Below are 23,230 nucleotides of genomic sequence, written 5' to 3'. Positions count from 1 at the left end.
GATCCAAGTGGCAGCATCGATGAGGCAGGTCCCGGCCTCTTGGGTCGGCCAGCACCGGACCGCCGCGACGAGGCCGTCGCCGCGGACCAGAACCACGCGAAAGAGGTATTCCCGTGCCGGTCGATCCCGTCAACCCGGTACCCGCCGCGCCGCCGGCCACGCGGATGGCCGCGGCGGCGGTTCGCGGTTTGCTCCGATTGCCGCGTCGCACCAAGCGCGCACTCGCCGGTCCGGCGGTTCACCGCGACGGCAACGAGCTCGACCTCGACGCGCAGCTGCTCCTGCGAATCACCCGGACGCTGCCGAGGCCCGAGCCGAACCCGGTGACCCTGCGGACCCAAGCGCGCCGGATGGCGGCGATCGGCGCGGGGCGACGCGCGCCCGTCCGCGTCGACGACTGCACCGTCGCCGGCGCCGCGGGACCGCTGCGGGCGCGGCTGTACGACCCCGGCGCGGCGAACGCCCTGCTGGTCTACTTTCACGGCGGCGGCTGGGTCATCGGCGATCTCGACACCCACGACGCGCTGTGCCGGACATTGGCATACACGGCCGGAATACGAGTCGTCGCGGTCGACTACCGGCTGGCGCCCGAGCATCCCTATCCCGCGGCGATCGACGACGCGGCGGCCGCGTTCCGCGACATCGTCGGTCGCGCGGACGAATTCGGCGTCGCGCCGGAACGCGTCGCGGTGGGCGGCGACAGTGCGGGCGGCCATCTGGCGGCGGTGCTGTGTCAGCGGATGCGTCGCGACAGCGGACCCGCTCCCCTGCTCCAGCTGCTGATCTACCCGCCCACCGACTTGACCGGAAAAGCCGAGTCCCGCAGGACATTCGCCGAAGGGTTCGCGCTCACTCGCACCGACATCGATTTCTTCGACCGCTGCTTCCTGCCACCCGACCTCGACCGCACCCGACCGGATGTGTCTCCCCTGCGCGCCGAGACCACGGCCGGACTTCCCCGAGCCGTCGTGATCACGGCGGGTTTCGATCCGCTGCGCGACGAAGGCGAAGCGTACGCGAACCGGCTGCGAACCGACGGTGTGCCCGTCGCACTGCGCCGATTCGACGGCTACATGCACGGTTTCGTCAACAACGCGCTCGCCTTCGGCCCCGCGGTGCACGAGGTCGCCACGCTGCTCGCCGACGCCCTGTCCGCGTCAGGCGGCTCCTCGACCGACCCCGGAACGGACAGCGGACGAGACCGGGCGGCCACTGGCCCATCCAACTCCCCATAGACGGCCATTTCGGGCGCACCGCCCCGCGCCGGGTGGGGTGCGAGATAGACTCCGGCACAACGCTGTACGGGAGGTTCGGCCCTGGACGCACTGTGGACGTTCGTCGTCGATCGGCGACACCAGCTGCTCGTCGACTCGTATCTGCATGTCTCGGCGGTGATCCAGTCGTTGCTGGTCGCGGCGCTGATCGCCGTGATCGTCGGCGTGCTCGTCTACCGCAGTCCGTTCGGTTCGGCGGCGGCGACGGCCGCGGCGAGCGCGATCCTCACGGTGCCCTCGTTCGCGCTGCTCGGCTTGCTGATCCCGGTGCTCGGACTCGGCGTCGGTCCGACGATCACCGCGCTCGTGCTCTACGCGCTGCTGCCCATCTTGCGCAACACCATCGTCGGCCTGGCCGCGGTGGATCCGTCGGTGGTCGACGCGGCGCGCGGAGTCGGGATGAACCGGATGCGCGTTCTCGCCGCCATCGAGCTGCCGCTGGCCTGGCCTTCCATCCTGACCGGGATGCGGGTCAGCACGCAGCTGATCATGGGCATCCTCGCGCTCGCCGCGTACGCCAAAGGGCCCGGGCTCGGCAATCTGATCTTCTCCGGGCTGTCCCGGCTCGGCAGCCCCAACGCCGTGCCGCAAGCGTTGAGCGGCACGGTGCTGATCATCGTGCTCGCGCTGCTGCTGGACGGTCTCTTCGTCGTCGTGGGACGACTGACCACCCCGAGGGGGATTCGTGACTGACACCGAGACCGGCGCGGTATCCGGCGTGCAGATCGTGCTCGACACGGTCACCAAACAGTATCCGGGACAGCGTGATCCGGCCGTGGACGCGGTGTCGCTGACCATTCCGGCCGGTGAGATCGTCGTCCTCGTCGGACCGTCGGGCTGCGGCAAGACCACGACCATGCGGATGATCAACCGACTGATCGAGCCGACCTCCGGCACCATCACCATCGGCGGACGCGATGCCGCGGACATGAATCCCGATCAGCTGCGCCGAGGCATCGGGTACTCGATCCAGCAGGCCGGGCTCTTCCCGCACATGACGGTGGCCAAGAACATCGCGACCGTGCCCGGCCTGCTCGGCTGGGACCGCGCGCGGATCGCCGCGCGGGTCGACGCGATGCTCGACCTCGTCGGCTTGGACCCGGACACCTTCCGCGGGCGTTACCCGCGCCAGCTCTCCGGCGGACAGCAGCAGCGCGTCGGGGTGGCGCGCGCGCTGGCCGCCGATCCGCCGGTGCTGCTCATGGACGAACCGTTCGGCGCGGTCGACCCGATCACCCGCGGGCTGCTGCAGGACGAATTGCTGCGTCTGCAGGCGGAACTCGGCAAGACCATCGTCTTCGTCACCCACGATTTCACCGAGGCGGTGAAGCTGGGCGACCGGATCGCGGTGCTCGGCGACCGGTCCCGGATTCTCCAGTACGACACCCCGGCCGCGATCCTCGCCGATCCCGCGGACGAGACCGTGGCGGGGTTCGTCGGCGCCGACGCCTCGCTCAAGCAGTTGACGTTGACCCGAGTCGGTGACGTGGAACTGGGCGACTGCCCGACGGCAGGACAGGACGAACCGGCGGAGACGCTGCGCGCGGCACTCGCCGACCGGGACTGGCCGTGGGCGCTGATTCTCGACGATCGCCGACGGCCCCTACGCTGGGTGTCGGCCGAGCACGTGACGAGCGCGCGGACGCTGGGCGAGGTGGGCAGCCCGATCGGTCAGACGCTGTCGCTGCGATCGACCCTGCAGGACGCGCTGGAGGCGCTGCTCGCCGAGCAGACCGCGACCGCAGTCGTCACCGATGCGCGCGGCGAGTACGCGGGATTGATCACGATCGACACACTGGTCGGGCACCTGTCCACGCTGCGGGCGCGCCACGGCGGGGATCGGTCCGCGGCCGAGGCGACGCCGTGACCGCGCCCCGCACCGCCGCGTCCGCCCCTGCCGCCGCACGCCGAGCTGAGAGTCTGCGGCTTCTCGTGCAGCCCGCTCTGGTCTCGGTGCTGACCGTCGGCGTGCTGGTGTGGGCATTCCGCCGGGATCTCACCGCCACTCAACGCGCGAGTATCAACGCGAGCAACATCGCCACCGTCACCTGGCAGCACGTGCTGCTCACCGCGACGGTGGTGCTGATCGTGGTGGTGGTGGCGGTGCCGCTCGGCACGCTGCTCACCAGGCCCGGATATCGCGGTCTCGCGCCGGTTTTCATCGGCATCGCCAATGTCGGCGCGGCCGCGCCCGCCATCGGTCTGATCGTGCTGTGCTACCTGGTGACGCGGACCACCGGGTTCTGGATCGGGGTCGCGCCGATCGCCTTCTACACCCTGCTTCCGGTGCTGCGCAATACGATCCTCGGCTATCAGCAGGTGGATCGCACGCTGGTCGACGCGGGACGCGGTCAGGGCATGTCGGCGGCGACGGTGTTGCGGCGCATCGAGTTTCCGCTGGCGGTGCCGTACATCCTTGCGGGACTGCGCACTTCGCTCGTGTTGGCGGTCGGCACCGTCACGCTGTCGTTCCTGGTCAGCGCGGGCGGGCTGGGGATTCTCATCGACACCGGGTACAAGTTGCGCGACAACGTCACCCTGGTGGTCGGCGCGGTGCTCGCGGTGGCGTTGGCCCTGCTCGTCGACTGGCTCGGGGCGTTGGCGGAACGCTTTCTCGGACCGAGGGGCCTGCGATGAGGTGGCTGATCGTGCTCGCGGTGGCGATACTGACGCTCGCCGGGTGCGGTTTGGAGTCGGGTGGCGCCGTGCCGCTGCGCGTCGGACCCGGCAGCATCCAGCCGGTGCCGGAACTCGACGGGGTCACGATCACCGTCGGCTCCAAGGACTTCACCGAGCAGAACATCCTCGGCTATCTCATCGAGTTCGCCATGACAGCGGCGGGCGCCAACGTCCGCGATCTGACCAACATCCAAGGCTCCAACAGCCTGCGCGACGCGCAATTGCACGGCCAGGTCGACGTGGCCTACGACTACACCGGCACCGGCTGGATCAACTACCTCGGCAACGAGACCCCGGTGCCGAGCGAACTCGGGCAGTTCGAGGCGGTCCGCGACGCCGACCGCGCGGAACACGGGATGGTGTGGACGGCGATGGCGCCGATGAACAACACCTACGCCCTGGTGACGAGCAGCCGCACCGCCGAGCAGACCGGCGTCCGGACGCTGTCGGACTACGCGCGGCTGATCGAGGCCGACCCCGCGGCCGCCGCCACCTGCGTCGGCACCGAATTCAACGTCCGGCAGGACGGTTATCCGGGAATGGCGCGCAAATACGACATCGACGTCGGCAAGGTGCGCAAGCAGATCATGCAGGACGCCCTCGTCTACCAGGCGACGGCCGACGCGGCGCAGTGCCGCTTCGGCTCGGTCGCCGCGACCGACGGACGCATACCCGCGCTGAATCTCGTGCTCCTGCAGGATGATCGGGCCTTCTTTCCGAAGTACAACGCGGCGTTGGTGCTGCGCGCCGACTTCCACGAAGCGCATCCGCGGATCGCCGAGATCATGACACCGATTTCCGCGTTGCTCACCAACGAGGTGATCACCGAGCTGAACCGGCAGGTCGACGTGGACGGTCGCGAACCCGCCGAGGTCGCTCGCGATTGGCTTGTCGGACAGGGGTTCGTCACCGCCGAGTAGATCGCACATGTGCGGGCAATCCGTCCTCGGCGAGCGAGCCGAATGCGACCGGACAGCGCTCCGCTAGCAAACTGGGCGGAGTTCGCTCGCTGGGCCGAAAACGCTGAGTACCAGCCATATCGGCGCGCTACGAGAGACGGCTGATCGGCCAGTCGCCCGGTAGGTCGAGCCAGGCGCCGATCATGCGGATGGCGGTGAGCAGCGCCTGGATTTCGTCGAGGCCGGACGCCACGGCGTGGCGGCTGCCGTCGATGCGGAACGGGCACACGTAGAACTGGTTGTCGGAGGAGGAGATCGGGCGGCCGATGGTGATGGTGTGCGGGCCGTCGGCGGCGATCAAGGTGCGGATCGCGAGCAGATCACCGAGCTCGTATTCCATTCCAGGGTCGTGCGCTATGTCGTCGCGGGTGGGTGGGGCGGGGAAGCCGAGCTCGGCGGGTCCCGCGACCGTGAATTGCGCGCCGGCCTCGTTCGCTTGGGTCAGCTGCGCGCCGATCTCCACCAGCGCGCGATACAGAGCCGCCAACGCGTCCACCCCGCTTGCCCTCGACTCGCCCCAGCCCTGAATTCGGAAGCCGCACACGTCACCTCCGGCGCCCGCCGCCGGTCGCGGCCTGCCGACTTCGATCAGAACCGACCGATCCCCGTCGGCGACCATTCGTTTGGCAATCACCTCACCCAGGCGATCGATCACCGGTACACCTCCCGCCTTCCGGCCGATCCGCCGGACATGTTGCGCCCGTTCGTTCCACAGCGACGGTCCTCGTGATACCCGCCCACCAACGGGCTTAACCGGCCGCCACCCTTGTGATACCGAACGAGAACTGCCAGTCACGTTTTGATCACGGACAGGACGGGTACCACAACCGGCATGACTCCGATGAACGAGCGACCTGCACAGATCGTCGGCATCGAACGCGGAACCGCCGTGCTCGGCGGCATCATCGCGCTGGCTCTCGGCTGCGGAGTAGCGGTCATCACCGGGTCCCTATCGGCCGCCCTCGGCTCTTTCGCCGCCGTCTGCATCGGCATGATCGTGCTGGTGCCCGCGATCGGCCGCCCACCCCGCCGACCCACCAACTCGATTCGCGTTTCCTGACTTTCGCCCGAGGTGCTGCGAGTTCACGTGACTCCGCAGAGCACGCTTCTACTCGACGGCACCCGCCGCCGCGCACCCACCGGCCGAAGCCGCGGCACGAACCCGAACCAACCACAAACCGCCTTATGACTACCGTCGATAGAGAAATGGTTTCGACGGTAGTCATAAGGCGGCTCTTCGCACTTCGACAACCGCCATTTCTCACCCGCCGATTGTCGACTACACGGATCCAGCCCAACGCAACTCGGCCGTCCGGCATCGATGGATCGCGCCCTGCCGGTGATCGGTCAACACCTGGAGCTTGGATCGGCCAGCATGGGAGCCCAAGAGCCCGCTCGGCACCGTCCAGCTCGGAGCCCGCTCGGCACCGTCCAGCTCGGCAGACCCGCTCGGCTCAGCACCGGCTGAGGGGCTCGGTGCCCCTTCGGCGAGGCAGACCAGGATCAGCGGGTGGCGTAGCCGCGGGGCCCGGGGGTGGGAGTGCGCTTGGAGGGGGGTTTGCCTTTGGATTTGGCGGGGGATTTGCGGTTCACGAGGGTCATGTCGCCGTTGTAGTGGGCGAGGACGCGGTGGTCCATGACGGCGCGCCAGAGTGGGGGGATGGCGGCGAGGACGACCATGGTGGCGTAGCCAGCAGGTAGCTGGGGGGCCTCCTGTGAACTACGCAGGGTTTGGTAGCGGCGACCCGGGTTCGCGTGGTGGTCGCTGTGGCGTTGCAAATGGAACAGGAAGATATTGGTGACCAGGCGGTCGCTGTTCCAGCTGTCGCGCGGCGAGCAGCGCACGTAGTTGCCGTTCGGGCGGCGGCCCCGCAGCAGGCCGTAGTGCTCGACGTAGTTCACCGTCTCCAGCAAGCCTGCGCCGATCAGCGCCTGCAGCGCCAGGAAGGGGATCACCTTCGGGCCGAAGAGCACGATCATCGAGCCGAACAGCGCGATGCTCATCGACCACGCCTGCAGCAGATGGTTCTCCAGGGTGAACCAGCGCTTGCCCTTGCGGGACAGGCGTTCCCGCTCCAAGGCCAGCGCCGAGCGGAACCCGCCGAACATGCTGCGCGGCAGGAACTCCCACAGCGTCTCGCCGTACCGGCCGCTCGCCGGGTCCTCCGGCGTCGCGACGCGCACGTGGTGGCCGCGGTTGTGCTCGACGAAGAAATGACCGTAACCGGATTGCGCGAGAGCGATCTTCGCCAGCCACCGTTCCAGGTGTTCGACCCGGTGACCGAGCTCGTGCGCGGCGTTGATGCCGATACCGGACACCACACCGAGGGTCACGGCAAGCCCGAGCTTGTCCGCGAGGCTCAATTCCGTTCTGGACCACAGGAATCCCGCGATCATCAGTCCGATGAACTGCATCGGCAGGAAAAGGTATGTGCACCAACGATAATAACGATCGTTGGACAATGCCTCGTAGTCCTCGTCGCGTGGATTGCTTCCGTCGTCACCCACCGCCCAGTCGAGCAGCGGGATGACCACGAACACGATGATCGGACCGATCCACCAAAACAGTTCCAGCCCAGTATGAGCCACCAGTTGTGAGGGAAGTAGTGCGCACCCCGGCGCGATCAATCCGAATACCCAGAGGTACCGCTTGGGGTCGCGTGCTTGCGTATTTTTCAAGACAGTCATAGCCATCCCGCTGATCCAACAGAACACAACCCGGACAGAGTGTGCCGCCGAAAACGGTTACGCTAAATCGGTCGCTTCAGGATAACTGTTTCTCGGCAGCATTCCAGCAAACCGCGAAAATAGTCTTCTGACCGGGCGACTTCGCCGTCGATATCGCACACCGGCGATCGGTCGCCGCGGGCGAGCCCGAGATCGGTGCGCCGGGACCAGTTCTCGCCCCGCGCACCTTCGACGTCGTGGAATATCGCCGTATACGGGCACACTCGGGTACGGAATCGGCGAACTCCACCGAGCTCGAGCCGCTGTCCATGGCCACCGGGAGATGCCGACCGCGCAATGGTCGCAATATCGCAACGAAATGGCGGCTTTCCGTCGAACGTCTCCCCCGCGCGAAAGTGCGGCAACCATGCCGCGAAGCGCGATTCGCGCCGAATCACAGCCCCCTCAGCCCCGGCCGAACACCCCCATCACGAACGAATGCGCGGCACAAACAGGACATCGTCCGCCCCATGGCGATACGTCCGGTGTCCGAATGTGCCGCGCATCCGCTGCTACGGCAGCGCCCCGCAGTTGGTGGGCGCCGGAGCATCCGAGAGCCGATCCATCATCCACTGCTGAGAGGCGATCAGCGCCGGGAAGAACGCCAGCACATGGGTGCCGACAACCCCGGACATGCTGGGAATCTGACCGTTCGCCTCCAGCTGAACCGGCACGCCGCGGCTGCACCAGCTGGCCGCCATGGCGTGGATGGGCGGGAACGGCGCGCCCTCGTCGTTCGGCGCCGAGGCGACGAGCACGGGCACATTCGGAGTGAGTCCGCCGACGATCTGCTCGTCGAATGCTTGCTTCAACGCCGGGGACTGGTCGATCACGGCGGTCAGCGGCTGCCCACTCGTGGTCCACTGGGACGTGTGCCCATGCATCTGGGCCAGACCCATGGGGACGGCGCACTTGCCGAGCGATTCGTTCAGAATCGCCTTGCCGGTGTCGTTGAGTTCGGCGTCGAGCACCGGACCGACCGACGGGTAGTTGGCGGCCATGCCGTTGAGGATCCAGGCGTAGGTGGCCCCCATGCTGGCCCGGCCGTCGTTGTACCCGATGAAGAACTGGTCGTCCACGACCGGGCCGCCGACGTAGGCGCCGCGGACGTTCAGCTCAGGCGCGTAGCTCGGCTGGAGTTCGGCCGCGCCCGCGGAAGCCATGCCGCCCTGGGAGTATCCGTACAGGATGACCGGCGCGTTCGGGCCGAGGCCGCTGCCCGGCAGCTGCAACGCCGCGCGCGCGGAGTCCAGCAACGCGTGCGCTTGCGACTTGCGGTTGAGGTAGTCGTGCACCGCGGGCGTGCCGAGGCCGTGGTAATCGGTGATCACCACCGACATGCCGCGCGACAGCAGCGTGGTGAGTGCGAGCAGGTCGTATTCGAAGATCACGTCGCCGGGTGGCTGGTAGGAGACGACCTGCGACAGCAGCTTCGAAGGCGCGCACTGATCGCCCTGCCCCTTGGTACCGCCCGCGTACGCGACCAGCGGACGCTCGCCGGGACCGATCCACGGCATGGCGGGCTCGAGGTACGTGCCGACCACGGCGGTCGGCGCGTCTTGGGCATCGTTGCTGACGTACATCAATCGGGTCGCGCGCGCCGGGACCATTCCGGGTTGTCCGGGAGCCGACAGCGCCACCACCGACGGTTCCGCGCGCAGGATGTTGCCCGGTGCACCGCCCACGGGCGGCGGAACGTAGAAATCGGCGACGGCTTCGGCCGCCGGATCCGTCCATGCTGGTGCTGCGGAAATCGCCCCGCCGCCGACCACGGTGAGGGTTCCCGTCAAAACTGCGGCCAAGCTGAGTAATCGACTCCTCACGATCCGATCCTTCCTTCGATTGGGAAGAGCCATGACATCGAGAATCGGATATCGAGATTATCCGTACTGCGGCGATTAGGCAGCCACAACGCGCATCGTATTTCCGTGAAAGGCGGTTCCGAGCGCCGATTTCCCCGTCCCGGCGCCGACAATCGCGCCGAGAGCACATGTTTGGCGCATCGTCCGGATACCCCGCTTTCGGCGCTGCTGTGAGCAGATCTGCCGAGGGCAGCATCGGCACATTTCCACCGTCCGGCTGGGGCACGGTGGACGCATGGCTCACGACGACAAGACCCCACTGTTCAGCTGGCGCGCCAGAGAGCAACTGCTCGGCCGCCGCGTCCTGGTGCTCGACGGCCCCCTCGACGACGACAACGGCACGCTGCTTGCTACACAGTTGCTAACCCTCGCCGCCGAGAACGACGAAGCGGGCATCTCGCTCTGGATCCACTCGCCGGGCGGCTCTGTTCCCGCCATGCTCGCGATCCGCGACGTCATGCGGCTCGTGCCGTGCGAGGTGTCCACGCTCGCTCTCGGATTGGCGTGCAGTGCAGGGCAATTCCTGCTCTCGGCGGGCAGCAGAGGCAAGCGCTTCGCGCTGCCGCACGCCAGGATCCTGATGCACCAGGGCTCGGCGGGCATCGCGGGTACGGCCGTCGACGTGGAGGTCCAGGCCGACGACCTGCGCCACACCGTGGAAACGGTGCTCGGGCTCATCGCCGCCGACACCGGCCAGCCCTTCGAACGGATCTACGAGGACTCCCTGCACGACCGGTGGTTCACCGCGACGCAGGCCAAGGAGTACGGATTCGTCGACCACATCGTCGAAAGCTTCGGACAGGTCGTCCCCCAACGCCAGCGAATCGGGATCTCGGCATGACTACCTACACCATCCCCAACGTCATCGCCCAGCATCCGCGCGGCGGCGAGCGCATCACCGACATCTACTCGCACCTGCTCGCGGAACGCATCGTCTATCTGGGCACACCGATCGACTCGGGCGTCGCCAACGCGCTGATCGCCCAGCTGCTGCACCTGGAATCGGAGAGTCCCGAACAGGAGATCCAGTTCTACATCAACTGCGAGGGCGGCGACCTGACCTCCATGCTCGCGATCTACGACACCATCCAGCACATCGGCGCGCCCGTGCACACCACCTGCGTCGGCCAGGCCATCGCCGTCGGCGCGGTGCTGCTCGCGGGCGGCGCGCCGGGGCACCGCGCGATGCTCCCGCACGCCAGGGTGGTGCTACATCAGCCCGCGGCGCGCGGCCAGGGCGCGATTCCGGACCTGATCCTGCAGGCCGACGAACTCGTGCGGATGCGGGCGGAGATCGAGTCGATTCTGGCCAGGCACACCGGCCAGTCGGTGGAGCGGCTGCGCCACGACACCGATCGGGACCGCGTCTTCACCGCGCAGGCGGCCATCGACTACGGACTGGTCGACACCGTGTTGCAGCCGCGGGGATGACCGGCTCAGGCCGCGCGGACCAGCAGGGTCGGCGCGGCCCCGGACCGCCGCTGGTAGGCGTGCCGCCGCCCGCGCAACTCCTCGGCGACCTGCTCGGTCAGCCCGCCGAGGGTGGTGCCGAGCGCACCGGCCAACGCCGCGATCATCTCGCTGGACGGCTCCTTGCGCCCGCGCTCGACCTCCGAGAGGTACTGCGGCGAGATGCCCGCCCGGCCCGCGGTTTCCACGAGCGTCTCGCGCTGTTCCCGCCGCAGCGCGCGCAACCGTTCGCCGAGCGCCTCCCGCCACAGCGGTTCCGGAGCGGACGGCTCGGGTCGGCGCGTTCGGTCGTCACGGCCACCGGGGATCGAGTGCAGTCTCGGATGCTCGGTCATGGAGGAAGCGTACGTTTCGCCCCGCGGTGTTCGGCTAGTCATTACGCTGTGGGCGTACGGGTCCGACGCGGTAGCCGCCACCGCACCGGACCCTTGACCTGAACCCAGGTTCAGGGTGCACGCTGGAAGCATGACTCAGGCTCCGGAATTCTGGAACACCGTCTACGACAACGACACCGCCCCCTGGGTGATCGGGGAACCGCAACCGGCGATCCTCGCCCTCGAACGGGACGGCTGGATCAGCGGCCGGGTGCTCGATCCCGGCACCGGCGCGGGTGAGCACACCATCGCGCTGACGAAACTGGGCTACGACGTGCTCGGCGTGGATCTGTCACCGAGCGCGATCGCCTACGCCCGGCGCAACGCCGCGGACAAGGGCGTCCCGAACGCCCGGTTCGAGGTGGCCGACGTGCTCACGCTCGCCGACGCGGACGACGACCGGCTCGGTGTCTTCGACACCGTGGTCGACAGCGCCCTTTTCCATGTCTTCGGCACCGAGCCCGACGCGCGGGCCGCCTATGTGCGCGGATTGCTCCGGGTGTGCACGCCCGGCGGACTCGTGCACGTCCTCGCGCTGTCGGACACCGAGGAGGGTTTCGGGCCGCGCATCAGCGATTCGCTGATCCGGGAATCGTTCGCGGGCGAGGGCTGGGAACTCGAAGAACTCGTCCCCTCCACCTATCGCGGGCGGGTCACCGAAGTGGTGGCCGAGGACGCGGCCCGCCTCGACCTGCCCACCGAGGGCCCGGTCGACGTGGTGGCCTGGCTGGCGCGTATCCGGCGGGTCTGAGCGGGCGTCGGTCCGGGGCGGTGGCGGGGTCGGCTCTCGGAGTTATCCTCGGGAAGCAGGAACCGACCCGTAGGGCCGGGTCACCACGAGCTCGCCCGGAATCGAGGCCACGATGGCCGACATGCTGCCGACACAGCGCAGTTCCTCCTCCGGCGTGGTCGGGGACTTGAACGCCGAAGGGTTCGAGGAGGCGGAGGAGATCGGACGCGGCGGCTTCGGCGTCGTGTACCGCTGCAAGCAACCCGACCTGGACCGGATCGTGGCCGTCAAGGTCCTGACCTCGGATCTCGACGCGGAGAGCATGCAGCGGTTCATCCGGGAGCAGCAGGCCATGGGACGGCTGTCCGGCCACCCGCACATCGCTGATGTCTTCCAGGTCGGCACCACCGGCGGCGGGCACCCGTATCTGGTCATGCCGTACCACGCGCGCGGCTCGCTGGAGCAGCGGATCAGGAACTTCGGTCCGCTCGATTGGACCGCGACGCTACGACTCGGCGTCAAGATGGCCGGGGCACTGGAGGCCGCGCACCGGGTCGGCACCCTGCATCGCGACGTGAAACCCGGCAACATCCTGATCACCGACTACGGCGAGCCGCAGCTGACCGACTTCGGCATCGCGCGCACCGTGGGCGGTTTTCGGACGACAACCGGAATCATCACGGGCTCACCGGCTTTCACCGCGCCGGAAGTGCTGCGCGGTGAGCCGTCGACACCCGCGTCCGACGTGTACAGCCTTGGCGCCACGTTGTTCTGCGCGCTCACAGGGCACGTCGCCTACGAGCGCCACACCGGCGAACAGGTGCTCGCCCATTTCCTCCGGGTCGCCGCGCAACCGATCCCCGACCTGCGCGCCGAGGGCATGCCCGACGATGTCTGCGCCGTCATCGAGCACGCCATGGCGGGCGACTCGGCGCAGCGGCCGGAATCGGCGCTCGCCCTGGGCGACGAGTTGCGCGCGGTGCAGCAGCATCGCGGAGTGCCGGTCGACGTCATGGTGTTGCCGATCCCGCCCGGCCCGCGGAAGACGCCGCCCGCCGCGACGGTTCACCAGCGCGAACGCCCGACCGCTCCCCCGACCCCAGCGACGAAGTACCGCCCGCCGACCCCGTCCCGGACGCCCGTCACCAGGAAGCGCCTGCTCGATCTGCTTCGCTCGGGCGCGCGCAAGCGGTTGACGTTCATTCACGCGCCCAGCGGCTTCGGCAAGACCACGCTCGCCGCACAATGGCGCGACGAACTCGCGAACGCGGGCACGCCGGTCGCCTGGCTGACCGTCGACGAGGACGACAACAACCTCGCCTGGTTCCTCGCGCACCTGGTGGAGGCCATTCGCGGTCCGCGCCCTCACCTCGCCGACGAACTCGACCGCGTTCTCGAGGTCCATCCCGCCAAGGCCGAGCGGTACGTGCTCACCGCGCTGGTCGATGATCTGCACTCGCACGACGACCGGGTCACCATCGTGCTGGACGACTGGCAGCGGGTGACCGACGAATCCTCGCTGGCGGCCGTCCGTTTCCTGGTCGAGCACGGCTGCCACCACCTGCCGATCATCGTGACGAGCACGTCTCGCTCGGGACTTCCGCTGAGCCGGCTGCGCATCGACGGCGAGCTGGAGGAGATCGATGCGGGCGCACTGCGTTTCGATGTCGACGAGGTGCGGCACTTCTTGGCGGAGGCGGGCGGGCTGCACTTGCCGGACGCCGATGTCGAAGCCCTGACGGAGGCCACGGACGGCTGGGCCGCGGCGCTGCAATTGGCGGTGTTGTCGCTGCGCAAGGGCGATGACCCGGCGCACCTGGTCGACAGCCTGTCCGCACACGCCGACATCGGTGAGTTCCTGGCGGAAAACGTGCTCGACGCGCTGGAGCCGGACATCCTCGAATTCCTCACCAGGACTTCGATATGCGGGCGAATCTGCGGTGCGCTCGCGACCGCCGTCACCGGCGACGAGCATGGGCGCGCGATGCTGGAGGACGTCGAGGACCGCGGGTTGTTCTTGCAACGCATCGACCCGAATCGCGAATGGTTCCGCTATCACCAGCTTTTCGCGGGATATCTGCGGCGCCGACTGGAGCGGGATCGTCCCGAGGAGATCGAAGCGCTGCACTATCGGGCATCGGAGTGGTTCGCACGGCACGAGTTGCTCAATGAAGCGGTCGATCACGCGTTGGCCGCCCAAAACCCGGACCGCGCCGTCGATCTCATCGAGCAAGGCGGCGGATACCTGCTGGAGCGGTCCAAGATGACGACAATGCTGGGCATCGTGGCCAAGCTGCCGCCGCGGTCGATCCAGTCGCGGCCCCGTATCCAACTGTTCCTTTCCTGGGTGTATCTCGTCCTGCGCAGGCCGGAACCCGCCGCCGCCGCGCTGGCTCGCTTCACGGCCGCGCTCGACGAGGCCGAGCTGACCGACGCCGAACGAGCGGACCTACGCGCCGAGGCCGATGTGCTCGCGGGCACCAGAGAGATGTTCGCCGATCGAATCGACCAGGGAGACAGGTTGATCCGCGCCGTGCTGTCGCGTCCCGGCGACTTCTCCGCGCGGGTCGCCGGAGTGGCGACCAACATCGCCGCGATCGCCGCGATCCACCGCTTCGATTTCGACGCCGCGCGCCGGTGGCAGCAGCGGGCCGTGCCCTATCACGATGCCACGGGGCCCTTCCTCAGGGTGTACGGCCGCTGCTTCGCGGGCATCGCCGAGCGAGAGCAACTTCTGATCCCGGCGGCCGACGAGGCCTTCCGCGACGCGGTGGAGTTCGCGACGGCGACCATGGGCCCGCACTCGCACGCGGCGCGGCTCGCGAGCGCACTGCTCGGCGAATTGCGTTACGAGACAGGCGATGTGGACACCGCGGCGGAACTGCTGCTGGAGAGTCTCGGATTGGCGGACGAAGGCGGGGGCGGCGTCGATTTCATGATCGCCACCTATGCGGCGGGAGCGCGTGTCGAAGCCGTCAGGGGCGATCTCCGGGCCGCCGCGAAGCGGTTGAACGACGGCATGGCGAGCGCCGAGCGGATGGCGCTGCCGCGCCTGGCGGCCCGGTTGCGCAACGAGCGAATCCGGTTGGGACTCGACCTCGCGCCCGCCGAGATCGAGCGCCTCGTCGGTCGGCGAGAACTCCGGCACGACGACGGGATCGCCACGCTCATCGCCGAAATCGACGAGGACTCGGCGATTCGGCTGCTGCTCACCGCGTACCCGCCGGACCGGTACGACGAGGCGTGCGAGCGGGCGCGCGCCCTGCTGACGAGCATCGAGTCCGCGCCTCGCCCGCTCGCCGCGGTGCGCGCCCGCTTGCTGCTCGGCACGGCGCTGCGCCGCGCGGGCCGGGCGGAGGAGGCGGAACGGGAGCTGGCCGCCGCGGCGGCGAGGTGCGACGAAGCGGGGCTCGTTCGTCTGCCGATCGATGCGATGCGCGACCTGCCCGGCCCCGGCGCTCGCTGATCAGGCAGCGGTTTCGGTCAACCGCCTGAAGTCCTTGCGAACGCCGAAGGCGGTGATGATCTCCATGATGCCGAGCACGATCAGCCAGATGCCCGCGACGAGGGTCAGGGTGGCCACCGAGCTGACCGGCCAGATGATCAGGACGACACCCGCGATCGCGGTGATCACGCCGAAGAAGCCCTGCCAGCCGCGTCCGGGCAGGCCGGGATCGGAGGCGGCGGCCACGAGCACGGCCACGCCGCGGAACAGCCAGCCGATACCGATCCACAGCCCGAGCAGCAGGATCGAGGCGAGCTCGTCACGGAAGCAGAACACGCCGATGATGATCGACAGCACGCCGCTGAGGAAGTACAGCACCCGCATGCCCGCGCTCTTGGTCGCGCCGAACGCGGCCACCAGCTGCAGCACACCGGCGATCACCAGGTAGATGCCGAACAGGATGCCCGCGACCACCAGGGTCTTGCCCGGCCACACCAGAATCACCACACCGAGGATCACCGAGAGGACGCCGGTGACCAGAACGGTTTGCCAGGCGCTCCTCGCGAGCGCCTGAACAGGTCCCTCGACCACACTGTTTGTCGTCATGACCAGATGTTATGCCGCGCGACATAAGTTTTCTGGACATTTGCTATACAGCGTGGGTCACTCCTCGGGCCCGACGATGTTCACCATCCACGCGATGCCGAACTTGTCGCGACACATGCCGAATTCGTCGCCCCACATCTGCTTCTCCAGCGGCACAGTGACCACGCCGCCCGCGATCAGCTTGTCCCAGTAGCCGCGCAGCTCGTCCGCGTCGTCGCCGCTGAGGCTGATCGAGATGCTGCTGCCCGGCTGATATTCCATGCCGGGCGGGGTGTCCGCCGCCATCAGCGTGAACCCGCTCGGCGTCTCCAGCTGGCCGTGCATGACCAGTTCGGCGCCGGGCGATTCCTTGTCGCCGAACTCGCCGAAGGTGTTCACGGCCAGGGTGCCGCCGAATACGTCGCGATAGAACTCGAGTGCCGGGCGCGCGTTGTCGCCGAAGCCGAGGTACGGGTTGAGCTTGGAGACCATGGAATGCTCCTTAGCTGTAGTTGCCGCCAGGTGCGAGGGTACTGCCGCGCCGCGGAGAGTGGCGTGGATAACGCTCGACGGGCTCCACGTTTACCGCCCGAGCGCCATGGGAAGTCATCCGTAAGTGGCTCTCGTCGTTTGAACACCTGCGGGGTGGGGGTCGCATTTCGTGAGTCTCGGGTTGCTAGGAGAAGAGGGTGGCGGTTGTACTCGTGCTACAGGCACGCGGACTCGGTGATCTGCTCACCGCGGTCCCGGCGCTCCGTGCGCTGCGACGAGCCAAGCCGAGCGACCAGATCGTCCTCGCCGCGCCGCACCGGCTCAAGCCGATCGTCGACCTGATCACCTCGGTGGACACCATGGTCCCCACCGCCGACGTGAGCGCGCTGCGCTGGGACGGACCGTCGCCGAAGCTGGCGGTGAACCTGCACGGGCCGAGCGCCGAGAGCGTCGTCGAGCTGGTGAAGACCGATCCGGCACGGATCCTGACCTACCGCAACCCGGCATTCCCCGAGCTGGCGGGCCCGATCTGGCAGCCGGACATGCACGACGTGGAGCGGTGGTGTCACCTGCTCGAGTCCGACGGCATCGTGGCCGACCGCCGCAACCTGGGCTTGGTGCCGCCCGTCTCCACCAACAGCCGCCGCGACTGCGTCGTCGTGCACGTCGGGGCGGGCGCTCCCGCGCGGCGCTGGCCGCCGGACCGGTTCGCCGCGGTCGTCCGGCACCTGCTGGTGCTCGGCCGCGAGGTGGTGCTCACCGGCGACGAGTTCGAGCGGGACATCGCGCTGAACGTCGCCGCGCGCGCCGGACTTCCCCAGGCGAACGTGCTCGCGGGCGAGCAGAACCTCATCGACCTCGCCGCCACGGTCGCCGAGGCCGCGTTGGTGATCAGCGGTGATACGGGCGTCGCGCGGCTGGCCACGGCTTTCGGCACCCGCACCGTTCTGTTGTTCGGCCCGACGCCGCCGCGTTGGGGCGGACCGCCACCGCATCTGCTTGCCAGGCACATCGTGCTGTGGGCGGGTCAGACGGGTGATCGGCATGCCGATACGCCCGATCCCGGGTTGCTGCGTATCGGAGTGGGCGAGGTCGTCGGCGCGGTCGAGAAGCAACTCGACCAGCGAAACTCCGCCGCGGCGCGGCGCCCGACCTACCGCAGGGTGGGCTGACTCCTCATTGCTCGGCGCGCGCCTCGCTCAGCGCGGCCGCGTAGGCCGCCAGCGCGCTCGGCCAGAACTGTTCGAGGTAGTCGCGCGCGTCGCCGAGTCCGCGCGGATCGAGCGTGTACACCCGCCGGGTGCCTTCCGCGCGCACCATGACCAGCCGCGCCGCCCGCAGCACTTTCAGGTGCTGGGAGACCGCCGAGCTGCTCACGCCGACCAGGTCGGCCAGCTCCCCGACCGATCTCGGCGCATGCGGCAGCGCCTCGAAAATCGCCCGCCTGGTCGGCTCGGCCAGCGCCTCGAGTGCCCGAACTCCGTTAGTCGCCACTTAAACATTGTGATCAACTAGCAATTAGCTGGTCAAGATCGCGTACTACCCAATTTCCCCAGGTAGGTAACACGGACGCGCTCTTCCGTTATCCGTTCGTGATACTCGAGCTGGGCTTTTACCGTTCTGTGACGGTAGCCACAAGGTAACAATTCGACTATCACGGTCCGTTAGCTTCGAGTCATGCCCGTGACCGATCTGTTATCAGCCCTTCGGCCCGGCGCGACTCGCTCTCGCCGGCACCGTGTCGCCACCCGTGCGGTGGCCGTCTCCGCCGCCGTTGGCGCCTCCCTCGGCGTCCTGGCTTTCGCCAACCCCGACAACCCGGCGCCCGCGGCCGCCGAAACCGCCGCGAACTCCAGCGCCATCCAGTACGCGGCGTTCGACCCGACCCAGCCGTCCGCTCCCGAGGCCTGGGACGAGCACCGCGCCGCTCAGGAAGCCGCCCCGGCGCCCGTCGCGGAACCCGTCGCGGAACCCGCCCGTCCGCACACCGTGCGTCCCGTCGCGGGCCGACTCACCTCCAACTTCGGTTCCCGGTGGGGCTCGCAGCACAACGGCCTCGACTTCGGCGACCCGATCGGCGCTCCGATCTTCGCCGTCACCGACGGCGTCGTGATCGAGGCAGGCCCCGCTTCCGGCTTCGGCCTGTGGGTGCGAGTCCAGCAGGACGACGGCACCGTCGGAGTCTACGGACACGTCAACGATATCCTCGCGGAGGTCGGCCAGCCGGTCCTGGCAGGCGACGTGATCGCGACCGTCGGTAACCGTGGCCAGTCCACCGGTCCGCACCTGCACTACGAAGTGCACGATCCCACCTACGGCCCGATCGACCCGATGCCGTGGCTCGCCGCCCGTGGCGTCCACGTAGGTTTCGCCGGGGAGTGATCCGCACCCGGGTTCGCGAGCCCGATGAGGGGCTCGCGAATCCCCGCCGGTCGTCACTCCCGGCAGCCATGCCCGCGAACAGCGCCGTTCGCGGGCATGTGCGTTCTTCCGCCGCTCCCCCGCCCCAGGGTGAGCGGCGGAGTCGTCTGATACTCCGGTACGGGGCGCGAATAGTGCTGTGGCGGGACGTGTTCCGGCGTCCGCGATTCCTACGTTCGGGACATGTCGACGACCGAACTCGCCACCGTCAGCGGACACGACCAGCCCGATCTCCCGCGCGATACCCGGCGCCTGCACCGTCCCCTGCTCTGGTCATCGGTCGCTATGGCCGCGCTCGTCCTGTTCTCGCTGGGCGGGATGATCGTCGACGACCGCACGCTGCTCGGGGAGTCCGTGTGGTTGAAGACCTTCAAGTTCGGGGTGGCGTTCGCGGTATACGAGATCACGCTCGCATGGCTGTTGTCCGTGCCGCACAAGGGATCTCGCGCCACCTGGTGGCTCGGCACGACGTTCGCGGTGACCGGGGCGCTCGACGTGGGCTTCATCGTGGTCCAGGCCGCGCGCGGCACCTTCAGCCATTTCAACTCGTCCGACGACCCGGTCAACTCCATCGGCCAGATGGTGTTCGCCACCGGCGTGCCGGGCCTGTTCTTCGCGAACCTGCTCATCGTGCTGATCCTGTCCTGGCAGCGGCTGGTCGACCGGCCCACCGCCCGGGCCATCCACTCCGGACTGGCGCTGGCCGTGGCGGGCATGGCGCTCGGGTACCTGATGGGCTTCACCGGCGAACAGCTCGTCCGTGACGCCAACGGACAAGTCGTGGAGCTGGTCGCTGGCCACACCGTGTTGCCGGAAGACGCGCCCGCCGCCGAACTCGCGATCCGCGACACCGCCGAAGGCATGCCGTTCACCCACTGGAGCACCATCGGCGGCGACCTCCGCGTCCCCCACTTCATCGGCCTGCACGGCATCCAAGCCCTGCTCCTGGCCACCTTCCTGCTCACCCACCTGGCCCGCCGCCACCGCTGGCTGGGCCCCGAACCCACCCGCGCCGCCCTCATGGCCGTCCTCGCCCTCACCTACACCGGCGTACTCGCCATCACCTTCTGGCAAGCCATGCGCGCCCAATCCCTCCTCCACCCCGACCCCCACACCCTCACCGCCTACGCCGCCCTCCTCACCTTCACCACAACCGCAACCTTCGTCCTCTACTACCGCGCCCGCCGTCTCGCGGCGTAGGTAGTGCCTCACCATCCGGTGCTGGACTACAGGAGCTGCCATAAGACGCGGAATCGGGCGTCGGGGCTAGCGCAGGCGTTCGGCTTCTCTGGCCAAGGTGACGAGGGTGGCGCTGAGGGAGGCGAGTTCGGTGGCGTCGGCGCCTTCGCCGATCGCGGTGGCGATGTCCTCGGCGGCGCAGCGGGCCGCGAACCAGCGGTCGGCGAGGTCGGCGGCCTCCTGGGCGCTGAGCACCACGGAGTCTTCCGGGATACCGGTGCCTTTGAGGCTGTTGCGGTGTTCGTAGGCCCGTTGGCGGCAGGACTGGCGGCAGTACCGGCGACGACGTCCGGCCTCCGACTCCACGATCTCCCGCCCACACCACAGGCAGGACAGCAAGCGGCGCGACATGAGGCAGAACACTAGTGTGTCGCCCGGCGAGTTCGCCCGCAGACCCCCCGCCGTCGCCGGACCGCAACATGGGAAACCGCAGGACGCCCGCGTCGCGAAGCACGACATCGCCACCGACTACAATGGAACGGTTCACCGTCGCCGTGTCGGGAACTATTGACGCAGGCCCGTTCGTTGCACTAGAGGTCCAGCGAGCGCAGGACGCGTTCGCCGGGCACGGTCGCAGCGCAACAAGACTCGAGCACACAGGGAGAGGCACACCATGGCAGATCGCGTACTCCGGGGCAGTCGGCTCGGAGCGGTGAGCTACGAGACCGATCGCGACCACGACCTGGCCCCGCGTCGGATCGCCCGGTACCGCACCGACAACGGCGAAGAGTTCGACGTGCCCTTCGCCGACGACGCCGAGATCCCCCCGACGTGGCTGTGTCGCAACGGCCAGGAGGGCATCCTGGTCGAGGGCACCACGCAGGAGACCAAGAAGGTCAAGCCGCCGCGCACCCACTGGGACATGCTGCTGGAGCGTCGCAGCAAGGAAGAGCTCGAGGAGCTGCTCAAGGAGCGCCTCGAACTGCTCAAGACCCGCCGCCGCGCCTGACGCAGCCGACTGAAAAGGCCGCCTCCCGATCGGGAGGCGGCCTTTTGTCGTGTCCGCGACTCAGTGGCTGGCGACCTTGCGGTAGCGCAGCAGCGCCAACGGCATCGCCACGGCCAGGATCGCGACCGAGCAGATGATGGCGTACTCGACACAGTGCTCGGCGGCCCAGCCCGAGGGCGGCACGAACGAGGGCGGGGAATCGTTCTCGAACAACTTGCGTCCGGACGCCGAGACCGCGGTGATCGGATTCCACTCCGCCATGGTGCGCAGCGGCCCCGGCAGCGTCTCGGCGGAAATGAACGCCGACGAGATGAAGCTGAGCGGGAACAACCAGATCAGGCCCGCGGACTGGGCGACCTCGACGGTCGGCGAGAACAGACCGGTGACCGCGCCGACCCACGACATCGCGAACGCGAACAGCAGGATGATCCCGAAGGCCAGGACGGCGTCGGCGATTCCGCCGTTGATCCGCCAGCCGACGATGTAGCCGCAGACCACCATGACCACCAAGCTCAGGATGTTCACGGCCAGGTCCGAGAGCGTGCGGCCCATGAGCACCGCGAGCCGAGACATGGGCAGCGTGCGCATCCGATCGATGATGCCCTTGTGCAGGTCGCCCGCCAGGCCGACGGTGGTGAACGCCGCATTGAAAGCGACCGTCTGGGCGAAGATTCCGGCCAGCAGGAACTCGCGGTACTGGCTGCCGCCCAGCGAGGCGCCGAAGATGTAGGCGAAGAGGAACACGAACATCAACGGCTGGATGGTCGCGGTCACCAGCAGCGTCGGCACCCGCAGGATGGTCAGCAGATTGCGCCAGGCGACGATCGCGCTGTCCCGGAAGATCCGCAGCTTCGGTGGCGTGATCTCTTGAGGCACCGGCTCTTTCGGTTTCGTCTGCGCGGTCTCCTCGGCCTTGTCGAGCTCGTCGCGTACCACGGTGGAGGCACTCGTCACGGGGCCACCTCGCTCGCGCGGGGCGATGCCGCTGTCGTAGTTGTCGGTTCGAGTCGCTGACTCACGACATGATCTCCTCGGGTACGTCGTCGGTTTCCGATTCGGCGCTCGGCGTCGCCGCCGATGTGCCGGTGAGGGACAGGAATACGTCGTCGAGACTGGGTCGGTGCACGCTCGCGTCGACCACGCACACCCCGGCGTCGTCGAGCCTGCGCAACGCCTCGACCATGGTGCGCGAGCCGTCGCCGACCACCACCGTCACCTCGTCGGTGCCGGTCTCGTGGCTCGGCTCGCCGACGCCGATCTGGGCGAGCACCGTCATCGCGGGCTTGGCCTCCTGGCCGGGCGCCAGGGTGACGGTGAGCCGGTCGCCGCCGATGGAGGTCTTCAGCTCGTCGGCCGAACCGCGCGCGATGACCCGCCCGCGGTCGATGACGGTGATGCGGTCGGCGAGCAGATCGGCCTCTTCCAGGTACTGGGTGGTGAGCAGCACGGTGGTGCCGTCGTCGACGAGATCGCCGATGACCCGCCACATGTCGAGCCTGCCGCGCGGATCCAGACCGGTGGTCGGCTCGTCGAGCACCACCACCGCGGGCCGGGCGACGAGCGCGCCCGCCAGGTCGAGGCGGCGCGCCATGCCGCCTGAGTAGGTGCCCGCGCGGCGGTGCGCGGCGTGGTCGAGGCCGAGCGCGCCGAGCAGTTCGGCGGCGCGGGTGGTGGCTTGGCGCGGTGTCATGCCGTAGAGCCGGGCCACCATGCGGAGGTTCTCGTAGCCCGAGAGGTTGGCGTCGACCGCCGCGTACTGACCGGAGAGACCGATCCGCCGCCGCGCGTCCGCCGGGTCGCGGAGCACGTCGATGCCGGCCACCCGCACCGAACCCGCGCACGGCTTCAGCAGGGTCGTGACGATCCGGACGGTGGTGGTCTTGCCCGCGCCGTTGGGCCCGAGCAGTCCCATCACCGTGCCCGCCGGAATCTCCAGGTCGATGTCGTCGAGCACTCGAATCTTGCCGTAGTTCTTGACGAGACCGCGCACCTCCACCGCGAGAGTCATGACCGCACCTCACTCA

At 68.5% G+C, this 23,230-nt stretch carries 24 protein-coding genes; 14 read left to right on the top strand and 10 right to left on the bottom strand.

Translation table 11 applies throughout. The annotated features are described in order from the left end of the window. The first annotated feature begins 113 nt into the window (after positions 1 to 113). The 5 genes from AB0H49_RS25790 (at position 114) to AB0H49_RS25770 (ending at position 4,873) form a co-directional block, all read left to right on the top strand. Positions 114 to 1,235, top strand: coding sequence for an alpha/beta hydrolase (locus AB0H49_RS25790; RefSeq protein WP_357254958.1), 1,122 nt, complete (start codon positions 114 to 116; stop codon positions 1,233 to 1,235). An 81-nt stretch (positions 1,236 to 1,316) separates the two neighbouring features. Continuing rightward, positions 1,317 to 1,967, top strand: a complete 651-nt coding sequence (locus AB0H49_RS25785; protein WP_355002675.1) for an ABC transporter permease — start codon at positions 1,317 to 1,319, stop codon at positions 1,965 to 1,967. Beyond that, complete coding sequence (locus AB0H49_RS25780) at positions 1,960 to 3,141, top strand: ATP-binding cassette domain-containing protein (RefSeq protein WP_357254956.1); 1,182 nt, start codon at positions 1,960 to 1,962, stop codon at positions 3,139 to 3,141. Before AB0H49_RS25785 ends, AB0H49_RS25780 begins: the two co-directional genes overlap by 8 nt. Further along, the gene (locus tag AB0H49_RS25775) at positions 3,138 to 3,911 is read left to right on the top strand and encodes an ABC transporter permease subunit (protein WP_357254954.1); all 774 of its coding nucleotides are present in this window, start codon (positions 3,138 to 3,140) and stop codon (positions 3,909 to 3,911) included. The genes AB0H49_RS25780 and AB0H49_RS25775 overlap by 4 nt, the downstream gene beginning before the upstream one ends. Continuing rightward, on the top strand, positions 3,908 to 4,873 hold the full coding sequence (locus AB0H49_RS25770; protein WP_357254952.1) for a glycine betaine ABC transporter substrate-binding protein: 966 nt from the start codon (positions 3,908 to 3,910) through the stop codon (positions 4,871 to 4,873). Before AB0H49_RS25775 ends, AB0H49_RS25770 begins: the two co-directional genes overlap by 4 nt. 127 nt (positions 4,874 to 5,000) lie before the next feature. Here the strand turns inward: AB0H49_RS25770 and AB0H49_RS25765 are convergent, their stop codons facing one another. Continuing rightward, the gene (locus AB0H49_RS25765) at positions 5,001 to 5,567 is read right to left on the bottom strand and encodes a hypothetical protein (protein WP_355002604.1); all 567 of its coding nucleotides are present in this window, start codon (positions 5,565 to 5,567) and stop codon (positions 5,001 to 5,003) included. Between the two features lie 177 nt (positions 5,568 to 5,744). Between AB0H49_RS25765 and AB0H49_RS25760 the strand changes: the two genes are divergently transcribed. Beyond that, positions 5,745 to 5,972 (top strand): hypothetical protein, encoded by a 228-nt coding sequence (locus AB0H49_RS25760; RefSeq protein ID WP_357254950.1) that lies wholly within the window; start codon positions 5,745 to 5,747, stop codon positions 5,970 to 5,972. A 443-nt stretch (positions 5,973 to 6,415) separates the two neighbouring features. Here the strand turns inward: AB0H49_RS25760 and AB0H49_RS25755 are convergent, their stop codons facing one another. Both AB0H49_RS25755 and AB0H49_RS25750 read right to left on the bottom strand, forming a co-directional pair. Next, positions 6,416 to 7,501 carry an alkane 1-monooxygenase gene (locus AB0H49_RS25755; RefSeq protein WP_357254949.1) on the bottom strand — a complete coding sequence of 362 codons (1,086 nt, stop codon included), beginning with the start codon at positions 7,499 to 7,501 and terminating at the stop codon, positions 6,416 to 6,418. Positions 7,502 to 8,151: 650 nt separating this feature from the next. Beyond that, on the bottom strand, positions 8,152 to 9,462 hold the full coding sequence (locus tag AB0H49_RS25750; protein ID WP_355002601.1) for a lipase family protein: 1,311 nt from the start codon (positions 9,460 to 9,462) through the stop codon (positions 8,152 to 8,154). Between the two features lie 274 nt (positions 9,463 to 9,736). On the opposite strand from AB0H49_RS25750, the gene AB0H49_RS25745 reads away from it, so the two are divergent. Further along, positions 9,737 to 10,342, top strand: a complete 606-nt coding sequence (locus AB0H49_RS25745; RefSeq protein ID WP_355002600.1) for an ATP-dependent Clp protease proteolytic subunit — start codon at positions 9,737 to 9,739, stop codon at positions 10,340 to 10,342. Further along, positions 10,339 to 10,932 carry an ATP-dependent Clp protease proteolytic subunit gene (locus tag AB0H49_RS25740; RefSeq protein WP_355002599.1) on the top strand — a complete coding sequence of 198 codons (594 nt, stop codon included), beginning with the start codon at positions 10,339 to 10,341 and terminating at the stop codon, positions 10,930 to 10,932. The genes AB0H49_RS25745 and AB0H49_RS25740 overlap by 4 nt, the downstream gene beginning before the upstream one ends. A gap of 5 nt (positions 10,933 to 10,937) precedes the next feature. Here the strand turns inward: AB0H49_RS25740 and AB0H49_RS25735 are convergent, their stop codons facing one another. Continuing rightward, positions 10,938 to 11,306 (bottom strand): helix-turn-helix transcriptional regulator, encoded by a 369-nt coding sequence (locus tag AB0H49_RS25735; protein WP_355002598.1) that lies wholly within the window; start codon positions 11,304 to 11,306, stop codon positions 10,938 to 10,940. Between the two features lie 130 nt (positions 11,307 to 11,436). On the opposite strand from AB0H49_RS25735, the gene AB0H49_RS25730 reads away from it, so the two are divergent. Then, positions 11,437 to 12,096 (top strand): class I SAM-dependent methyltransferase, encoded by a 660-nt coding sequence (locus tag AB0H49_RS25730; protein ID WP_357254946.1) that lies wholly within the window; start codon positions 11,437 to 11,439, stop codon positions 12,094 to 12,096. Positions 12,097 to 12,208: 112 nt separating this feature from the next. After that, on the top strand, positions 12,209 to 15,541 hold the full coding sequence (locus AB0H49_RS25725) for a protein kinase (protein WP_357254944.1): 3,333 nt from the start codon (positions 12,209 to 12,211) through the stop codon (positions 15,539 to 15,541). Here the strand turns inward: AB0H49_RS25725 and AB0H49_RS25720 are convergent, their stop codons facing one another. Further along, positions 15,542 to 16,126, bottom strand: a complete 585-nt coding sequence (locus AB0H49_RS25720; protein WP_357254942.1) for an HdeD family acid-resistance protein — start codon at positions 16,124 to 16,126, stop codon at positions 15,542 to 15,544. A gap of 57 nt (positions 16,127 to 16,183) precedes the next feature. Then, positions 16,184 to 16,597: a VOC family protein gene (locus AB0H49_RS25715; protein ID WP_357254940.1), complete on the bottom strand. Its 414-nt coding sequence runs from the start codon at positions 16,595 to 16,597 to the stop codon at positions 16,184 to 16,186. A 197-nt stretch (positions 16,598 to 16,794) separates the two neighbouring features. Between AB0H49_RS25715 and AB0H49_RS25710 the strand changes: the two genes are divergently transcribed. After that, the gene (locus tag AB0H49_RS25710; RefSeq protein ID WP_355002593.1) at positions 16,795 to 17,769 is read left to right on the top strand and encodes a glycosyltransferase family 9 protein; all 975 of its coding nucleotides are present in this window, start codon (positions 16,795 to 16,797) and stop codon (positions 17,767 to 17,769) included. Positions 17,770 to 17,773: 4 nt separating this feature from the next. On the opposite strand, the gene AB0H49_RS25705 is transcribed toward AB0H49_RS25710, so the two are convergent. Beyond that, positions 17,774 to 18,091, bottom strand: coding sequence for a metalloregulator ArsR/SmtB family transcription factor (locus AB0H49_RS25705; RefSeq protein WP_355002592.1), 318 nt, complete (start codon positions 18,089 to 18,091; stop codon positions 17,774 to 17,776). 261 nt (positions 18,092 to 18,352) lie between these two features. On the opposite strand from AB0H49_RS25705, the gene AB0H49_RS25700 reads away from it, so the two are divergent. Next, entirely contained in the window at positions 18,353 to 18,979 is a 627-nt protein-coding gene (locus tag AB0H49_RS25700; RefSeq protein WP_357254938.1) for a M23 family metallopeptidase, read from the top strand. Positions 18,980 to 19,201: 222 nt separating this feature from the next. Beyond that, positions 19,202 to 20,218, top strand: coding sequence for a hypothetical protein (locus AB0H49_RS25695; protein ID WP_357254936.1), 1,017 nt, complete (start codon positions 19,202 to 19,204; stop codon positions 20,216 to 20,218). A 66-nt stretch (positions 20,219 to 20,284) separates the two neighbouring features. Here AB0H49_RS25695 and AB0H49_RS25690 read toward each other — a convergent pair whose 3' ends face one another. Further along, positions 20,285 to 20,608 carry a hypothetical protein gene (locus AB0H49_RS25690; RefSeq protein ID WP_355002589.1) on the bottom strand — a complete coding sequence of 108 codons (324 nt, stop codon included), beginning with the start codon at positions 20,606 to 20,608 and terminating at the stop codon, positions 20,285 to 20,287. A 262-nt stretch (positions 20,609 to 20,870) separates the two neighbouring features. Here AB0H49_RS25690 and AB0H49_RS25685 point away from each other — a divergent pair, with 262 nt between their 5' ends. Continuing rightward, the gene (locus AB0H49_RS25685; protein WP_067791875.1) at positions 20,871 to 21,206 is read left to right on the top strand and encodes an RNA polymerase-binding protein RbpA; all 336 of its coding nucleotides are present in this window, start codon (positions 20,871 to 20,873) and stop codon (positions 21,204 to 21,206) included. Positions 21,207 to 21,266: 60 nt separating this feature from the next. Here AB0H49_RS25685 and AB0H49_RS25680 read toward each other — a convergent pair whose 3' ends face one another. Both AB0H49_RS25680 and AB0H49_RS25675 read right to left on the bottom strand, forming a co-directional pair. Further along, positions 21,267 to 22,049: an ABC transporter permease gene (locus AB0H49_RS25680; protein WP_355002674.1), complete on the bottom strand. Its 783-nt coding sequence runs from the start codon at positions 22,047 to 22,049 to the stop codon at positions 21,267 to 21,269. Positions 22,050 to 22,221: 172 nt separating this feature from the next. Next, positions 22,222 to 23,214: an ATP-binding cassette domain-containing protein gene (locus AB0H49_RS25675; RefSeq protein ID WP_355002588.1), complete on the bottom strand. Its 993-nt coding sequence runs from the start codon at positions 23,212 to 23,214 to the stop codon at positions 22,222 to 22,224. Positions 23,215 to 23,230: the final 16 nt, after the last annotated feature.

The sequence above is a fragment of the Nocardia sp. NPDC050713 genome, assembly GCF_040654315.1.
Classification (GTDB): domain Bacteria; phylum Actinomycetota; class Actinomycetes; order Mycobacteriales; family Mycobacteriaceae; genus Nocardia.
Note: the sequence above shows the minus strand (reverse complement) of the source record. Positions and strands in the feature narration are given on the sequence as shown.

Excerpts from the sequence above, each read along its gene's own strand:
- AB0H49_RS25730 (WP_357254946.1), top strand. The coding sequence starts at position 11,437 with ATGACTCAGGCTCCGGAATTCTGGAACACCGTCTACGACAACGACACC.
- AB0H49_RS25735 (WP_355002598.1), bottom strand. The coding sequence starts at position 11,306 with ATGACCGAGCATCCGAGACTGCACTCGATCCCCGGTGGCCGTGACGAC.
- AB0H49_RS25740 (WP_355002599.1), top strand. The coding sequence starts at position 10,339 with ATGACTACCTACACCATCCCCAACGTCATCGCCCAGCATCCGCGCGGC.
- AB0H49_RS25745 (WP_355002600.1), top strand. The coding sequence starts at position 9,737 with ATGGCTCACGACGACAAGACCCCACTGTTCAGCTGGCGCGCCAGAGAG.
- AB0H49_RS25725 (WP_357254944.1), top strand. The coding sequence starts at position 12,209 with ATGGCCGACATGCTGCCGACACAGCGCAGTTCCTCCTCCGGCGTGGTC.
- AB0H49_RS25715 (WP_357254940.1), bottom strand. The coding sequence starts at position 16,597 with ATGGTCTCCAAGCTCAACCCGTACCTCGGCTTCGGCGACAACGCGCGC.
- AB0H49_RS25690 (WP_355002589.1), bottom strand. The coding sequence starts at position 20,608 with ATGTCGCGCCGCTTGCTGTCCTGCCTGTGGTGTGGGCGGGAGATCGTG.
- AB0H49_RS25695 (WP_357254936.1), top strand. The coding sequence starts at position 19,202 with ATGTCGACGACCGAACTCGCCACCGTCAGCGGACACGACCAGCCCGAT.
- AB0H49_RS25760 (WP_357254950.1), top strand. The coding sequence starts at position 5,745 with ATGACTCCGATGAACGAGCGACCTGCACAGATCGTCGGCATCGAACGC.
- AB0H49_RS25720 (WP_357254942.1), bottom strand. The coding sequence starts at position 16,126 with ATGACGACAAACAGTGTGGTCGAGGGACCTGTTCAGGCGCTCGCGAGG.
- AB0H49_RS25770 (WP_357254952.1), top strand. The coding sequence starts at position 3,908 with ATGAGGTGGCTGATCGTGCTCGCGGTGGCGATACTGACGCTCGCCGGG.
- AB0H49_RS25685 (WP_067791875.1), top strand. The coding sequence starts at position 20,871 with ATGGCAGATCGCGTACTCCGGGGCAGTCGGCTCGGAGCGGTGAGCTAC.
- AB0H49_RS25675 (WP_355002588.1), bottom strand. The coding sequence starts at position 23,214 with ATGACTCTCGCGGTGGAGGTGCGCGGTCTCGTCAAGAACTACGGCAAG.